Source organism: Thalassospira sp. CH_XMU1420-2 (genome assembly GCF_037029325.1).
Lineage (GTDB): Bacteria > Pseudomonadota > Alphaproteobacteria > Rhodospirillales > Thalassospiraceae > Thalassospira > Thalassospira povalilytica.
The window spans coordinates 270476-284808 of record NZ_JAYMEG010000006.1 but is presented as its reverse complement, the minus strand read 5'-3'; the positions used below and the strand labels follow the sequence as shown (position 1 = coordinate 284808).

At 54.8% G+C, this 14333-nt stretch carries 13 protein-coding genes; 3 read left to right on the top strand and 10 right to left on the bottom strand.

Translation table 11 applies throughout. The features are described 5' to 3' along the window. Nucleotides 1-23 precede the first annotated feature (23 nt). The 8 genes from modC to WA429_RS18165 form a co-directional block, all read right to left on the bottom strand. On the bottom strand, nucleotides 24-1160 hold the full coding sequence (gene modC / locus WA429_RS18200) for a molybdenum ABC transporter ATP-binding protein (protein WP_287466184.1): 1137 nt from the start codon (nucleotides 1158-1160) through the stop codon (nucleotides 24-26). Next, nucleotides 1157-1849 carry a molybdate ABC transporter permease subunit gene (gene modB, locus WA429_RS18195; protein WP_287466185.1) on the bottom strand — a complete coding sequence of 231 codons (693 nt, stop codon included), beginning with the start codon at nucleotides 1847-1849 and terminating at the stop codon, nucleotides 1157-1159. The genes modC and modB overlap by 4 nt, the downstream gene beginning before the upstream one ends. Next, the gene (modA, locus tag WA429_RS18190) at nucleotides 1846-2640 is read right to left on the bottom strand and encodes a molybdate ABC transporter substrate-binding protein (protein ID WP_228196347.1); all 795 of its coding nucleotides are present in this window, start codon (nucleotides 2638-2640) and stop codon (nucleotides 1846-1848) included. The genes modB and modA overlap by 4 nt, the downstream gene beginning before the upstream one ends. Nucleotides 2641-2824: 184 nt before the next feature. Next, nucleotides 2825-3343: a hypothetical protein gene (locus WA429_RS18185; protein WP_287466186.1), complete on the bottom strand. Its 519-nt coding sequence runs from the start codon at nucleotides 3341-3343 to the stop codon at nucleotides 2825-2827. Between the two features lie 63 nt (nucleotides 3344-3406). Then, complete coding sequence (locus WA429_RS18180; RefSeq protein ID WP_068519482.1) at nucleotides 3407-4096, bottom strand: exonuclease domain-containing protein; 690 nt, start codon at nucleotides 4094-4096, stop codon at nucleotides 3407-3409. A 5-nt stretch (nucleotides 4097-4101) separates the two neighbouring features. Continuing rightward, on the bottom strand, nucleotides 4102-5970 hold the full coding sequence (locus WA429_RS18175) for a DUF294 nucleotidyltransferase-like domain-containing protein (RefSeq protein ID WP_206926964.1): 1869 nt from the start codon (nucleotides 5968-5970) through the stop codon (nucleotides 4102-4104). Between the two features lie 190 nt (nucleotides 5971-6160). Beyond that, complete coding sequence (locus WA429_RS18170) at nucleotides 6161-7927, bottom strand: sodium:solute symporter family protein (RefSeq protein ID WP_068519484.1); 1767 nt, start codon at nucleotides 7925-7927, stop codon at nucleotides 6161-6163. Between the two features lie 25 nt (nucleotides 7928-7952). Beyond that, complete coding sequence (locus WA429_RS18165) at nucleotides 7953-8213, bottom strand: DUF4212 domain-containing protein (protein WP_068519485.1); 261 nt, start codon at nucleotides 8211-8213, stop codon at nucleotides 7953-7955. A 618-nt stretch (nucleotides 8214-8831) separates the two neighbouring features. On the opposite strand from WA429_RS18165, the gene ettA reads away from it, so the two are divergent. After that, the gene (gene ettA / locus WA429_RS18160) at nucleotides 8832-10511 is read left to right on the top strand and encodes an energy-dependent translational throttle protein EttA (RefSeq protein ID WP_287466187.1); all 1680 of its coding nucleotides are present in this window, start codon (nucleotides 8832-8834) and stop codon (nucleotides 10509-10511) included. Between the two features lie 142 nt (nucleotides 10512-10653). On the opposite strand, the gene WA429_RS18155 is transcribed toward ettA, so the two are convergent. Then, on the bottom strand, nucleotides 10654-11295 hold the full coding sequence (locus tag WA429_RS18155; RefSeq protein WP_287466189.1) for an MlaC/ttg2D family ABC transporter substrate-binding protein: 642 nt from the start codon (nucleotides 11293-11295) through the stop codon (nucleotides 10654-10656). 9 nt (nucleotides 11296-11304) lie between these two features. Beyond that, nucleotides 11305-12003, bottom strand: a complete 699-nt coding sequence (locus tag WA429_RS18150; protein WP_242512713.1) for an MlaA family lipoprotein — start codon at nucleotides 12001-12003, stop codon at nucleotides 11305-11307. 393 nt (nucleotides 12004-12396) lie between these two features. Between WA429_RS18150 and WA429_RS18145 the strand changes: the two genes are divergently transcribed. Together WA429_RS18145 and metF are read left to right on the top strand one after the other, a co-directional pair. Next, nucleotides 12397-13374, top strand: a complete 978-nt coding sequence (locus WA429_RS18145) for an ArsR/SmtB family transcription factor (RefSeq protein ID WP_068519490.1) — start codon at nucleotides 12397-12399, stop codon at nucleotides 13372-13374. 61 nt (nucleotides 13375-13435) lie between these two features. After that, nucleotides 13436-14329, top strand: a complete 894-nt coding sequence (gene metF, locus WA429_RS18140) for a methylenetetrahydrofolate reductase (RefSeq protein WP_369813526.1) — start codon at nucleotides 13436-13438, stop codon at nucleotides 14327-14329. The last annotated feature ends 4 nt before the right edge of the window (nucleotides 14330-14333 follow it).

Sequence of the window (14333 nt, the reverse complement as noted above, 5' to 3'; positions counted from 1 at the left end):
AATATTTGTTAGCGCTAACATCATCAGATCGCCTGGTCGGCAACCTGACCGTCGACCGTGACGGATTTGATGACGGCGAAGACTTTCTGACCAAGACCGAGTTTCAGGCGGTGTGCCGACCATCGGGTGATGCGGGCATGCAGGACCGGTTGAGCATTTGCTGTGTCGTGAGGGCGTGAAACTGCATCATGGCCAAGGCACAGGCTGATATCGACGGTATCGCGGTTTTCCTGGCTGATCTTGGTGATGGTGACCGGAATGACGTTATTGGCACTGATGCCGGTCGGTGCGGTTTTCGCGATCATGACATCGCGCGCACGGATATGCAGCCTGACATTCGGATTGGTCGGACGGCCGAGATAGGGCACAACAAGCCGTTGTCCGGCGCAATCAAGAAAGCTGACTTCGGCCTTGGGATCGCGACTGACAATACGGGCCGAAAGAACGGTACCGGCATCAAACCGACCGGCAAGGGGGGGCAAGTCGGTGCGACCCAGCATTTCAAATACCGATCCGCTGGCCAGTGTTTTGCCCTGATCAATCACCACCATATGGTCGGCAAGCCGCGCAACTTCGTCAATCGCATGGGTGACATAAAGCATCGGGATTTTGCGATGGTCACGAAGCCATTCGAAATAGGGCAGGATTTCCTGTTTGCGGGCATGATCAAGTGCCGATAGCGGTTCATCAAGCAGCAGGATATCGGGGTTGGATAACAGCGCACGGCCAAGAGAGACGCGCTGTTTTTCCCCGCCGGAAAGTGCGGCAGGACGGCGTCCCATCAGCGGCAGAATGTCCAGCATTTCAAGGATGGCGCTTTGTTCTTCGCGTGGCAGTTTCTGTGCATTGCGGCGCGCCCCGAAATACAGATTTTCACTGACAGTTTTATGGGGAAACAGGCGAGCATCCTGAAACACATAGCCGACCCGCCGTTTCCGTGCGGGCAAATTGATCCGTTGGCGATGGTCAAAGACAACCCGGTCACTGATTTCGATATGGCCCTGACGGGGAGTTTCCAACCCGGCGATAATATTGATCAGACTGGTCTTGCCGCTGCCCGATGGCCCGAATAGGGCGGTGATGCCGGTATCAGGAATATGGAAGTCCGCATCCAGATCAAATTTGCCAAGCTTGTGGCTGATCGAAACAGTGATGCTCATGCCAGTGCCCTTTTGCGGATGTGACGCATGGCAATTTCAGACAGCAACAATCCGGCAAAGGCCAAGCCGATCGACAGGGCAGCCAGCCGTGCCGCGGCAAGTTCGCCGCCCGGAGTCTGAATGGCGGTATAGATTGCAAGCGGCAATGTTCGTGTTTCGCCGGGAATATTGGAAACAAATGTAATGATCGCGCCAAATTCGCCCAAACTGGCAGCAAAGGCCGTAATCGCACCGGCAATGATCCCCGGAAGGGCAAGTGGCAATGTTAGCGAGAAAAAGCGATCAGCCGGCCCGGCGCCGAGTGTTTCTGCGGCCTGATAAAGGCCGTGATTGACGTTTTCAAGGCTGAGCCGGATGGCCCGGACCTGAAACGGGAAACTGACAATGGCCGATGCCAATGCCGCCCCGGTCCAGCTAAAGACAAAGCGAATATCAAAGGTTTCATAAAGCCACGCGCCAAGTGGGGCGCGGGTGCCAAACCCGATCAAAAGCAAATAGCCCATCACCACCGGCGGCAGGATCAGGGGCAAATGCACAATGGCATCAAGGATGAAGCGCCCCGGAAACCGGCCCAGTGCAAGTGCTGTGGCGACAAGAATGGCAAAGGGCATGGCGCATAAAACAGCAACGCCCGAAATTCGCAAGCTCAGTAAAAGGGCCTCGATTTCGGCGGGCGTTAAACTGATCATTGCGGGGTCGTACCTGTTTTGAGTGTCTCAACCGGATCAAAGCCATAATCGGCAAAAATTCGACCCGCGTCATCCCCCAAAAGCCAGGCAAGGAATTTTGTGTTGCGATCGGTATGTGCATCCCTGGTCAGGGCGACCGGATAGGTGATGGGGGGATGGCTGTCTTTGGGGAAGGTTGCGACAATTTTGACATCCTGTGCAATTGCCGCGTCGGTGCCATACACAATCCCGAATGGCGCCTCGCCGCGCTCCACCAGGGCAAGGGCCGCACGCACATTATCAGCGCGTGCAAGTCGGGGTGACAGTTCATCCCACTGCCCCAGTTTGGAAAGCGCCTGTTTGGCATAAATACCGGCAGGAACATGGTCCGGGTCGCCAACCGCAATCCGGTCATCTTTTCCCAGCAGTGCCACAAGTCCAGGGTCCCCGGTCAGGGAAACCGTTTCAACCGGACTGTCGGTTGGCGCGATCACCACCAGCGAATTGGCAACAACATCGTGACGCGTGCCCGGCGCGATCATGTCCTGATCAGACAGCCAGTCCATCCATTTCTGATTGGCCGAAATGAAGATATCGGCCGGTGCCCCCGCCGCGATTTGCCGGGCGAGTGTCGATGAACTGGCAAATGACATCTGAATATGATCGCCGGTTTGGTCTTCATAAGACCGGGCTGCTGCGGTCATTGCATTGGTCAGGCTGGCCGCAGCAAAAACCGTAATAGTGTCCGCGCGAACGGCAAGCGACGCAAAAAGAATCACCGGAAGAACAAGAAAAGGGGCGAGATAGCGCATGGGGCGGGTTTCCGGACCGGTTATGATATATCGTTATATTTCATTGGATATAGCGATGCGTCAAGCAATTGATGCGATGGCCATTGTGCGCATCGGGTGCCTGATGGCGGGTTCGTGTCCGCAAAAACAAACAGCCCGTAAAAAGCGGGCTGTCGGGATCGGGTGATGAAGAATTCGGCGGTGGTTACTGGCAGACCGCCGCGCGCAGCGGATCGTCAGCATCCATGTCAAACCATTCCGTCATGTCGGTCGGAAAGCCGTTTTCATCAAGATTGTTATCGGCAGTGATATAGCCGCGTTTGCCCGATGCACAGTCCACGAGATGGGTCAGTGCCAGTGTTTCGGCACCTTTTTTCAGCAGCAATGTGGTGACCCGTTTCTGGTCAGGATTGCCGGGATTGGTGACAAGCTTGTCCCGGTCAATGGCGGTAAAGCGATTGATCGGCGCAGAAATCAGGGTCCAGGGGGCGAACGGGTTTTTGTCGGTGAAGGTCTGAATAACGGTGATGGTATCGGGAAGGCGGGCGCCATAGCGTTCAAACCAGCTATATTCATCCCAGATCATATAGCAGAACATCGCAACAGCCGCGATGAAGGGGATGACATATTTCGGTGCCTTGCGCCCCCACAGGCGAAAAAGCAACATGACCACCCCGGCCGCAGCAAACCCAACGACAACCGTCGTGAAAATAAAGACATACATGCGTGCGGCTCCCAGTTCCCTGTTATATTTGTTCGGGCCTTTTTTTAATGCCCTATCATCGGATTAGCGCAGTATCCGGTTGAGCTCAAGTTCGCCTTTTGGATCACGTTTGGCAATCTGTGCCAGAAACAGCCCCGAGGCGGCAATTGCATCGGACAATGCGTTATGGGCGCGAAATGGTGGCAGATTATGACTGCGTCGCAAATTATCAAGTTTCAGCGCCCCTGATTTCATTGGCTGTCCGCTGCGATGCAGGTCGCGCAATGCCAGAACCAGGGTATCAACCGTTGGAATTTGCAATGGCGCACCAAAACATCGTTTGCAGGCCTGACCCAAAAAGCCGAGTTCGATCGGGGCGTGATGCGATATCAGAACCCGGCCAGCCATTTGGGGCAGCAAATGTTCAAGAGCGGTGGCAATGTCGGGGGCGTCGGCCACGTCACTGTCAAAGATGCGGTGAACAACAACTGAACTTTCACGAAGTTCTCCGCGCGGGCGGACCAGAATATGTTCGCAGCTGGCAAAATCGACACCAAGTTGGCGGATAATCACCCAGCCCAGACTGACGATCTCGTCGCGTTTGGGATCAAGACCCGTGGTTTCGAGATCAAGGGCGATAAATTCGGTCTCCATCACCGACCGGGCCGGATCGGCAGGCGGGATGTCATAGTAGCGGCGCAACGGGCCGGTGGCCTTGCGCTGGATGAAATCGCGGTAGAGCTGACTGTCGAAGATTTTCTGGCGCAACCCCATACCGATCAGGTCCCGCTTTTGCCAAAGGCGTGTTCAAGCGCACCCTGAAGGTTCTTGATCACCGAAAAGGCATCCTTAAGGTGGCTGCGCTCAAACGCAGACAGGCTTTCAGGATGAAGGAAGTTGTCCGGGGCATCCCCGCGCCGGATTTGCCGCACCTGATGTTTCAGGCGCGTGATGCTGATGAATTCGAACGCATCAAGCAGATCGGATGCCCCCTGTGTGCTGATGGATGGCAATGGTTTGATGGCATGAAGACGTTCGAAGGTGTTGACTGCTTCGACCCCATTTGCCAGCGCGTGGATACGCGCAATATCAACAATCGGGACCACGCCATTATGTTTCAGATCAAGGGTCCGGTCATGTTCCCCGCCGCGGATCATCACAAAGTTTTTAAAGAAGCCCAGCGGCACATGATGGGTCAGGGCATTGCCAACCATATAGGCCTGGAAAATACGATTGTCGCGGGCCTTTGACACAATCAGGCGGTGCAGATTGTCAAACAGGCTTTTGGTGCCGTGGATCGGGCGCAAGTCGAACCAGACCGAACACAGCATCAGGGCCTTGGGTTCGGGTTGTTCGATCCATTTGTTGAAATATTGCTGCCAGACCCGTACGGGCTGACGCCACTGGTCGGTTTTTGCCATCATCTCGCCCGGGCAAAAGACATAGCCAACCGTATTCAGCCCGTCACAGACAAAATCAGCCAGCGCCTTGAACCAGGCCCCGTGCTGTTCGGGATCATAGGTGTCATCAATGATCAGGCAGTTGTCCTGATCGGAAAGGGCGGTTTGTTCCTGTCGGCCCTGGGATCCGCCAGCCATCCAGACATAGGGAACGGGCGGCGGGCCAAGCTTTTCTTCGGCCAGTTGCAAAAGCCGCACGGTTGCCGCATCCGACAGGGTGGTGACGATATGTCCGGCATTTTGCGAAGTTGCGCCCGCTTCGATCAGGTGGCTGAGAAGTTCGGGAACCTGTTCGATCACCTTTGCCATGTCTGTCGGATTGGTCAGTTTGCCGATCCGTCCGGCCATGTAAACGGCGGACAGGGATTGACGCGCCAGCAGGTTGTTGGTGGTGATCATGCCGACCGCCTTGCCGTCTTTCATGACCGGAAGATGGCGCACATTGTGTCGCGTCATGGTCAGAAGCGCGTCAAAGGCATAATCATCGGGATGAACCGAGATCGGGTTGGCGGTCATGATTTCGGTTACCGGTTCATCATAACTGCGCCCCTGGGCGACAACACGATTGCGAAGGTCGCGGTCGGTCATGATGCCGGCAATCTCGTCGGCACCCTCGGTGATCAGCAGGCAGGAAACCCGTTCCTTGCTCATCAGTTTTCCGGCTTCAAGGATGGTGGCCGATTTGTCGATGCTGACAAGATCGCGGGCAATCAGGTCGGCGACCTTGATGCTCATGAGTTTGAGCTGATCGTCATCGCGGCTTTCAATCAGTTGCATGCCGCTGCGCAGCCGGTCGCCCCCCATCTGGGCAAAGAAATATTTGAATTGCGGATATTTCCCGGCCAGCTCGTGAAAGTCCTTTTCCGGCAACAGGTAACACAGGCTGTCTTCAAGGGTGGTGATGTTATTGGCAGCCTTGCCATTGCGGAACATCGCGCGCACACCGAAACATTCCCCTTCGGACAGGCGGGCAAGAAGCTGGCCGTCCGGATCGCGGGTTTCGGTGCCGCCAGTCCGGATGATGTAAAGATGAAGGCATTGTTCTTCGGGGGACAGGACCTTGGTGCCGGCGCGGAAATACCGGGCCGTCAGCCGTTTGGGCAGGGCATTGATTTCTTCGTCAGGCAACAGCGCAAACGGGTGATGCTGTTTGAGAAATTCCGCGATTTCTTCGAGTTCGATGCTCATGCCTTTTGTCCTCTGCCAGAGGCTGTTTGATTTAATTTGCACAGCGCGGCCCGTTGGTGCGGCAACCTAAATCAATGCAAACCAAATAAAACAGACCCGCCGTCATTGTTGCCTGATAGCAACCGAAAAGAAAAGCCCCCGGACCATTGATCCGGGGGCCTGCAACAGATTTGGCAAACCGGTTGACCGATTAATGGTCAACCGCGCCACCGGCTCCTTTCGGAACGCGGATGTCTTCAACCATGTGCTGGATATGTGCCGGCGGTTCAGCGGTGACTTTCGACACAGCGAAAGCAACGATGAAGTTCAGAACCATACCCACGGTACCAATGCCTTCCGGCGAGATACCGAACAGCCAGTTGTCCGGCGTGTTGGCAATGATCGGATCGAAGAACACACCTTTATAGGCAAGGATATAGCCCATGGTGAAGATCAGACCCGTCAACATGCCGGCAATCGCGCCTTCGCGGTTAACCTTCTTGGAGAAGATCCCCATGATGATAACCGGGAACAGCGAGGATGCCGCAAGACCGAAGGCAAACGCGACCACCTGTGCCACGAAGCCCGGCGGGTTGTACCCGAGATAACCGGCAATCAGGATCGCAACTGCTGCTGCGATACGTCCTGCCATCAGTTCCTGGCCTTCTGTCATGTCCGGTGTGAAGGTACCTTTGAGAAGGTCATGCGACACACCAGAGGAAATCACAAGAAGCAGGCCGGCAGCAGTCGACAGCGCAGCGGCAATACCGCCCGCAGCAACCAGTGCAATGACCCAGTTCGGAAGCTGTGCAATTTCCGGGTTGGCCAGAACCATGATGTCACGGTCCACGCTCAGCTCGTTGCCAGCCCAGCCATATTCGGCAGCCTTGGCAGCGAATTCTGCGTTCGCATCGTTGTAATACTGGATGCGACCGTCACCGTTCTTGTCCTCGAAGCTCAGAAGGCCGGTTGCTTCCCAGCGCTTCATCCAGTCCGGACGTTCTTCATAGGACAGGTTGCCGTCTTCGGCACCAACTTCACCGGTCTGGATGGTTTCGGTCAGGTTCAGACGAGCCATTGCACCAACTGCCGGGGCAGTGGTGTAAAGCAGCGCGATGAAGACCAGCGCCCAACCAGCCGACGAACGTGCGTCACGCACTTTCGGCACGGTGAAGAAGCGAACGATAACGTGCGGAAGACCGGCCGTACCAACCATCAGGGCGGCGGTGATGGCAAAGACATCAATCGTCGACTTGTTGGTGGTCGTGTATTCAAGGAAGCCGAGTTCCGTCACGACATTGTTGAGGCGTTCAAGCATATATTCGCCGGTACCATTGACGGTCGAGCCGAATGCCAGCTGCGGCAGCGGATTGCCGGTCAGCTGGAAGGCAATGAAGATCGCCGGAATGGTGTAGGCAACAATCAGAACGCAATATTGTGCAACCTGGGTATAGGTAATGCCCTTCATGCCGCCAAGAACGGCATAGATGAAGACGATGCCCATACCGACGATCAGACCGGTAAGAATTTCGACTTCAAGGAAGCGCGAGAACACGATACCGACGCCGCGCATCTGGCCTGCCACATAAGTGAACGAAATAAAGATCAGGCAGATAACAGCAACGATACGGGCTGCTTTGGAGTAATAGCGATCGCCGATGAATTCCGGCACGGTGAACTTGCCGTATTTACGCAAGTAAGGTGCCAGAAGCATGGCCAGCAGGCAGTAGCCGCCGGTCCAGCCCATCAGGTAAACCGAGCCGCCATAGCCAAGGAAGGCAATGAGGCCAGCCATAGAAATGAAGGAAGCAGCCGACATCCAGTCTGCTGCGGTCGCCATGCCGTTGACGACCGGGTTAACACCTTTGCCTGCGACATAGAATTCGCCGGTGGTGCTCGCCTTGGCCCAGATCGCGATGCCGATATACAGCGCGAAGCTCAAGCCTACGACGATATATGTAAGGGTAGTAAGATCCATTTTGTCTGTCTCCCCAGATCCAGCGTCAATCGTCGTCTTCGTGAACGTCGAACTCGCGGTCCAGTTTGTTCATCTTCGACACATAAACGAAAATCAGTGCGACAAAGACATAGATGGACCCCTGTTGAGCAAACCAGAAACCAAGCTGGAAGCCCGCTATTTCGATACTGTTAAGGGCATCGACAAACAGAATGCCGAAACCGTAGGAAACGATGAACCAGATCACAGTCAGAGTTGCGACCAGCTTCACGTTTCTCTTCCAGTAGGCTGCGCTTTGTTCATCCATCGCGCGTCTCCTTCCTAGAATTGATAACTTCCCCTGCCGACCGTTTGTTGTGTTTTTGTCAGTCGGCCGCATGTACTAAGCGGCAATGAAACTGTAACGACACACTCATTGCCTTCTAAGCTCGATACCAGTTTTCGGGATTCCCCAGAAGCTAATCATTAGTCGTATAGAACAGTGCGTTAGCGACGGTCTGGTTGAATGAATTGCCCAAAATCGCAAAGATTCCCGCCAGTTTTTCCATTGTGCAATGCGGTATTTTTGGTTGAGTTTTCGGGGTGAATAAAACACTCATAGATTGCCGTTTGGCAGTGTTCCGGATGCTTTTGGTCTGTTTGGGGGCGATTGCCTGTGGTGGTTTGCATATCGGTTGCGGATCAAATTTCCGCGTCGCTTGCGCAAAAAATTGCCCGGCGCGGTTGCCCGATCACCAATTTCGACAAAGTTAGAGGGTGTCTTGCCCCCGCGTGCGGCTTGCATGCGGGCATGTGCGGTTTGAAGTTGTTAAGCGCAAGCACGTCGGTTACAAACGGGCACAGCTTTTCAGGCATGAATATGTGCATGCCGTCGTGATCCGGTCCCGATGGGGACGGACCCAATGACATTTGGATGGGGAATTTAATGGCATCCTACCAGTATATTTACGTCATGAAGGACCTGACCAAGATCCTTCCGGGCGGTCGTGAACTTTTCAAGGGCATTACGCTGTCGTTCCTGCCGGGCGTAAAGATCGGTGTTCTGGGGAACAACGGTGCGGGTAAATCGACCCTGCTCAAGATCATGGCAGGCATCGAAAAGGATTTTGCCGGTGAAGCATGGCCGGCAGAAGGTGTTCGCGTTGGTTACCTTGAACAGGAACCGCAGCTGAACCCGGCAAAGGATGTTCTTGGCAACGTCATGGAAGGTTGCGGCCAGGTTGTTGACGATCTTGCGCGCTTTAACGAAATCAGCGCCAAATTCGCCGAGCCGATGACCGATGACGAGATGAATGATCTCCTTGCCGAGCAAGGTGAACTTCAGGAACGCATCGATGCGGCCAATGGCTGGGATCTTGAGCGTACGCTTGAAATCGCCATGGATGCGCTGCGCTGCCCGCCCAAAGATTCCGATGTGTCCAAGCTTTCAGGTGGTGAGCGCCGCCGCGTTGCGCTTTGCCGTCTGCTGCTGGCCAAGCCGGACATTCTGCTGCTTGACGAACCGACCAACCATCTTGATGCGGAATCGGTTGCGTGGCTTGAACGTCACCTGGAAGACTATCAGGGCACCGTCATTCTGGTTACCCACGATCGTTACTTCCTTGATAACGTTACCGGCTGGATCCTTGAACTCGACCGTGGTCAGGGCATCCCGTATGAAGGCAACTATTCATCCTGGCTGGAACAGAAGCAGAAGCGTCTGGAACAGGAAGCCCGTCAGGAAGGCAGCCGCCAGAAGCAGCTGGCAACCGAGCTGGAATGGATTCGCCAGAACCCGAAAGGCCGTCAGGCAAAATCCAAGGCCCGTGTCCGTGCCTATGATGATCTTGTCGCCGAAGCCGCCAAGGCAGTGCCGGATTCGACCAAGATCGTTATTCCGATTGCCGAGCGCCTTGGTAACGAGGTGATCACTGCCGAAGGTCTGACCAAGGCATTTGATGACAAGCTTCTGTTTGATGATCTTCATTTCCGTCTGCCGCCGGGCGGTATTGTTGGTGTGATCGGCCCGAACGGTGCCGGTAAAACCACGCTGTTTAAAATGCTGACCGGAACCGAAACCCCGGATTCCGGAACGCTTAAGATCGGTGAAACCGTCAAGCTTGGCTATGTTGATCAGTCGCGTGACTCGCTTGATCCGAACAAGACCGTCTGGCAGGAAGTTTCCGACGGTCTGGACGAGATCCTTCTGGGTAAACGTCCGATGTCATCGCGCGCCTATGTTTCGCAGTTTGCGTTCAAAGGTGCGGACCAGCAGAAAAAAGTCGGTCAGCTTTCCGGTGGTGAACGTAACCGCGTTCACCTTGCCAAGATGCTGAAATCGGGCGCAAACGTGCTGCTGCTTGACGAACCGACCAACGATCTTGACGTTGATACACTGCGCGCGCTTGAAGAAGGTCTTCTGGAATTTGCCGGTTGTGCTGTGGTTATCTCGCACGATCGCTTCTTCCTTGACCGTATTGCGACCCACATCCTGGCTTACGAAGGCAATTCGCATGTCGAATGGTTCGAAGGCAACTATCAGGAATACGAGGCGGATTACAAACGCCGCTATGGTGAAGAGGCAAGCCGCCCGCACCGCATCAAATACAAGCCGCTTACCCGTTAATTCGGGAAAGGGTATTGTGAATTGTGAAAGGCCACCTTCGGGTGGCCTTTTGTTTTGGCGCGCAATGGGCTTATTTCCGGACAAAGAAAAAGCCACCATCTGGAAATGGTGGCTTTGATCTTTTGATGGTGTGGTCTGTGACCTAAAGGCCGGTTTTTGCCTTAAGCGCGCTGGTCAGGGCGCTGACATCATCGTTATTTTGCTGGATCACCGAGGTGAATTCGTCACGCTGGGTAATGCCCATGCTCAGACCTTCGATCGAAACATCAATGATCTTGTAATGGTTATTAAACAGACGCATACGCCAAACGATATTGACCGGCGGGCCATCGGGGCGAACGAACTGTGAATTGACGAAGGTGTCCTTGTTCTTTTCCGTCTCGCTGCCGACAACGAACTGTTCGCCGTTAAAGGCTTTGAACTGGTTGGCATAATTCAGCGCGAGATAGTTCTGAAGAAGCTTGGAAAACTCGTCGATTTCTTCCTTGGAGATGGAACGCCAATAGCGGCCGAGCACAAAGCGCGACACAACTTCCATTTCGAAGTAGCGATCCATCAGGGCAACGAATTTCTGGCGGCGGACATCATCGCCAAGCGTCTGGTCGGTCAGTTCGGCCATTGCCTGATCGGCAAGGGACTGAATGACATTGGCCGCACTTTGGTCAACGGCGACCTCTGCGATCACCGGGGATGCGGTGGTCGCGGCCATAACCGGGCCAGACCAGACCGCAGCAACACCAAAAAGTGCGGCTGCTGCGGGGATGATGATCTTGGTCTTGGTCATGGCTCGCTCTTACTGGCTTGCGGCTTCGACGGCGTCGTCAAAGCTGAATTCAGCACTTTCATCCTCGACCGCAGAAGCCGGTGCAGGTGCGCCGTTGCGAATCAGGGTGTTGCGCTGCTGACGATACAGGCTGCGCAGGGCTGCATAATAGTCGATTGACGATTTCTGCAACTCGTTAAGCTGATTGACGGTCGCATAGCGATAATGCAATGCGCTCACACCGATCGAGCCAAGATAAAGTGCTTCGGCGGTGTCACTGTTCCGTGCGCCCCAGGTCAGCGGGTTGGCAACATAGTCAACACCAAGGCCAACACTGTCACGCAAGTTGGACGGACCAATCAGCGGCAGAACAATATAAGGACCGGCGCCGACGCCATAATGCGCCAGGGTCTGACCGAAATCTTCGCGACGATACGGAATGCCGAAATCGGCAGCGACGTCGTTGAAACCAAGGAAGCCCAGCGTCGAGTTCATGATGAAACGCTGGAACGAGGCCGCAGCCTGATCCGGATCACCCTGAAGCAATGCGTTGAGTGAGTTCAGCGGTTCGTTCAGGTTGCGCACAAAGCTTGCAACCGACGTCTTGACGGGTTCCGGCGCAATATCGCGGTACCACATCGCAGCGGGGTACAGAACCATGAAATCGACTGCGCCGTTTACACCGTGCACAACACGGTTTACCGGTTCAATTGGGTCGAAATCGCTCATATCCTGTGCGGGCTCTGTTGATGCACAAGCCGTCAGCAAGGACAGCGAACCAGCAGCACAGAGTGAAAGTAGAGCTCGAAACTTCATTATTTTCAGCCAACCGATTTTCGATACATAGACTTCCTTGACCCAAGACGTTTTTCGCGCGGGAACACCAAAAAACGTTACCGATCAACTTCCTGCTCTCGAAGTCGGATCATGTATCGCGTACGCCTCGAATATTTATGTGGTTAGCATAGGGCGAAATTAAACGCCAGCATACAAAAAGTTGAAAGGGTTCAAGCCGTTTTACCGTGTGACCTTTTTGCCATACCTCGTTTGGGTGGGAAAATAGTCGTTGATTAAATATAAACATATCTTTATATCTGTTTTTCGTGAATGGGAGAGACGGCTATGGAACAGGTTTTGGCAAGATTGCGCGCAGCCGCCGAAGCGACACGGCTTCGGTTATTGGCGATTTGCGCGGAATGCGAACTGACGGTCAGCGAGATCACGCAGATCATCGGCCAAAGCCAGCCACGTGTTTCCCGTCATCTGAAATTGCTTTGCGAAGCCGGGTTGCTTGTGCGGTTCCGTGAAGGGACCTGGGTGTTTTATCGTACGCCGCATTCCGGCCCGGGGGCCGATCTGGTGCAGCCGGTTCTGGCATTGTTGCCGGCCGATGATGAAATTTTGTCCCTTGATCGGGCCCGCCTTGATCAGGTCAAAGCACAGCGTGAAAAAATCGCCACGGAATATTTCCGCGCCAATGCCGAAGACTGGGACCAGATCAGATCCCTTCATATTGACGAGGCTGTTGTTGAACAGGCCCTGCTTGACGCGGTTGGCGATCTGAGCGGCGGGCGTATTCTTGATATCGGTACGGGAACGGGCCGGATACTGGAACTGCTGGGCCGAAATGCCGAAGAAGGTGTCGGTGTGGACATGTCGCGCGAAATGCTTGCCGTGGCGCGTGCGCGCCTGCAACGTGCCGATCTTTCCAATTGTCTGGTGCGTCAGGCCGATATGTATCAGCTGCCGTATCCGGGGGGCATGTTTGATGTCGTGACCCTGCATCAGGTTCTTCACTTTGCCGAAAAGCCCGATGCGGCGATCGCCGAAGCCGCCCGCGTTCTGGCGCCGGGGGGCAGGCTGGTGGTTGTCGATTTTGCTCCGCATGATCGCGAAGAATTGCGGGAAGAGCACGCGCACCGGCGCCTCGGCTTTGAAGATTCGTCGATCAGTACGTGGTTTCGCGCATGTGAACTTGTATTCGACAATGTCATAAACCTGCCCGGCAAGCCGCTGACCGTTCGGATCTGGACAGCGCATGCCGCAACCCAGGCCGCCACACAGACACCAGATAAAAACACCGACAGGGCTGCGGAATAATCCGTATCACCCGAGACCAAAAATAAAGCCCGATCCAAGGGAAAGCGAAGACAGGATTGAAATGATGACGGTTCAAGAAAAACAGGCAGCACGCAACGATCTGCGGGTTTCATTCGAATTCTTTCCGCCCAAAACGGAAAAGATGGAAGAAACCATGTGGCGATCGATCCATCGTCTTGCGCCGCTGAACCCGTCCTTTGTTTCGGTGACCTATGGCGCGGGCGGTACCACGCGTGATCGCACACATGGCAGTGTCACCCGAATTCAGGGCGAAACCGGCATTCCCGCGGCCGCACACCTGACCTGTGTTGGTCATACCAAGGATGAAATCGAACAGATCGCCCGTAAATACTGGGACGAAGGCATCCGTTCGATCGTGGCCCTGCGCGGTGATCTGCCCGATGCCGGTGATACCTATGAACCGACCCCGGGTGGTTATCCCTATGCGGTTGATCTTGTTGCCGGGCTTAAGGAAATTGCCGATTTTGATATTTCGGTGTCGGCCTATCCGGAAATGCATCCCGATGCACCAAGTGCCGATTTCGAGATCGATTATCTGAAACGCAAGATCGATGCCGGGGCCAACCGTGCGATCACGCAGTTCTTCTTTGATAACGAGACCTATCTGCGGTTCCGTGACAAATGTGATGCTGCTGGCATCACGGCCCCGATTGTTCCGGGCATCCTGCCGGTGACCAATTTTGCATCGCTTTTGAAATTTGCCGATATGTGTGGGGCGTCTGTGCCGGAACGCTTGCACTGGCGTTTTGACGGTCTGGACGAAGATCCGGAAACGCGCCGCATGGTTGCATTCCACGAAGCCATTTCACAGGTTGAAGGGTTGATGAAGGAAGGGGTCAGCGACTTCCACTTCTATACCCTGAACCGTGCCGAACTGACCTATGCCATCTGTCATGCGCTGGGTATCCGCGGAACGGACAAGGCTGCGGCCTGAGTTC

Excerpts from the sequence above, each read along its gene's own strand:
- WA429_RS18180 (WP_068519482.1), bottom strand. The coding sequence starts at position 4,096 with ATGGGGTTGCGCCAGAAAATCTTCGACAGTCAGCTCTACCGCGATTTC.
- ettA (WP_287466187.1), top strand. The coding sequence starts at position 8,832 with ATGGCATCCTACCAGTATATTTACGTCATGAAGGACCTGACCAAGATC.
- modA (WP_228196347.1), bottom strand. The coding sequence starts at position 2,640 with ATGCGCTATCTCGCCCCTTTTCTTGTTCTTCCGGTGATTCTTTTTGCG.
- WA429_RS18165 (WP_068519485.1), bottom strand. The coding sequence starts at position 8,213 with ATGGATGAACAAAGCGCAGCCTACTGGAAGAGAAACGTGAAGCTGGTC.
- WA429_RS18170 (WP_068519484.1), bottom strand. The coding sequence starts at position 7,927 with ATGGATCTTACTACCCTTACATATATCGTCGTAGGCTTGAGCTTCGCG.
- modB (WP_287466185.1), bottom strand. The coding sequence starts at position 1,849 with ATGATCAGTTTAACGCCCGCCGAAATCGAGGCCCTTTTACTGAGCTTG.
- WA429_RS18175 (WP_206926964.1), bottom strand. The coding sequence starts at position 5,970 with ATGAGCATCGAACTCGAAGAAATCGCGGAATTTCTCAAACAGCATCAC.
- WA429_RS18145 (WP_068519490.1), top strand. The coding sequence starts at position 12,397 with ATGGAACAGGTTTTGGCAAGATTGCGCGCAGCCGCCGAAGCGACACGG.
- WA429_RS18185 (WP_287466186.1), bottom strand. The coding sequence starts at position 3,343 with ATGTATGTCTTTATTTTCACGACGGTTGTCGTTGGGTTTGCTGCGGCC.
- WA429_RS18155 (WP_287466189.1), bottom strand. The coding sequence starts at position 11,295 with ATGACCAAGACCAAGATCATCATCCCCGCAGCAGCCGCACTTTTTGGT.
- metF (WP_369813526.1), top strand. The coding sequence starts at position 13,436 with ATGATGACGGTTCAAGAAAAACAGGCAGCACGCAACGATCTGCGGGTT.
- modC (WP_287466184.1), bottom strand. The coding sequence starts at position 1,160 with ATGAGCATCACTGTTTCGATCAGCCACAAGCTTGGCAAATTTGATCTG.
- WA429_RS18150 (WP_242512713.1), bottom strand. The coding sequence starts at position 12,003 with ATGAGCGATTTCGACCCAATTGAACCGGTAAACCGTGTTGTGCACGGT.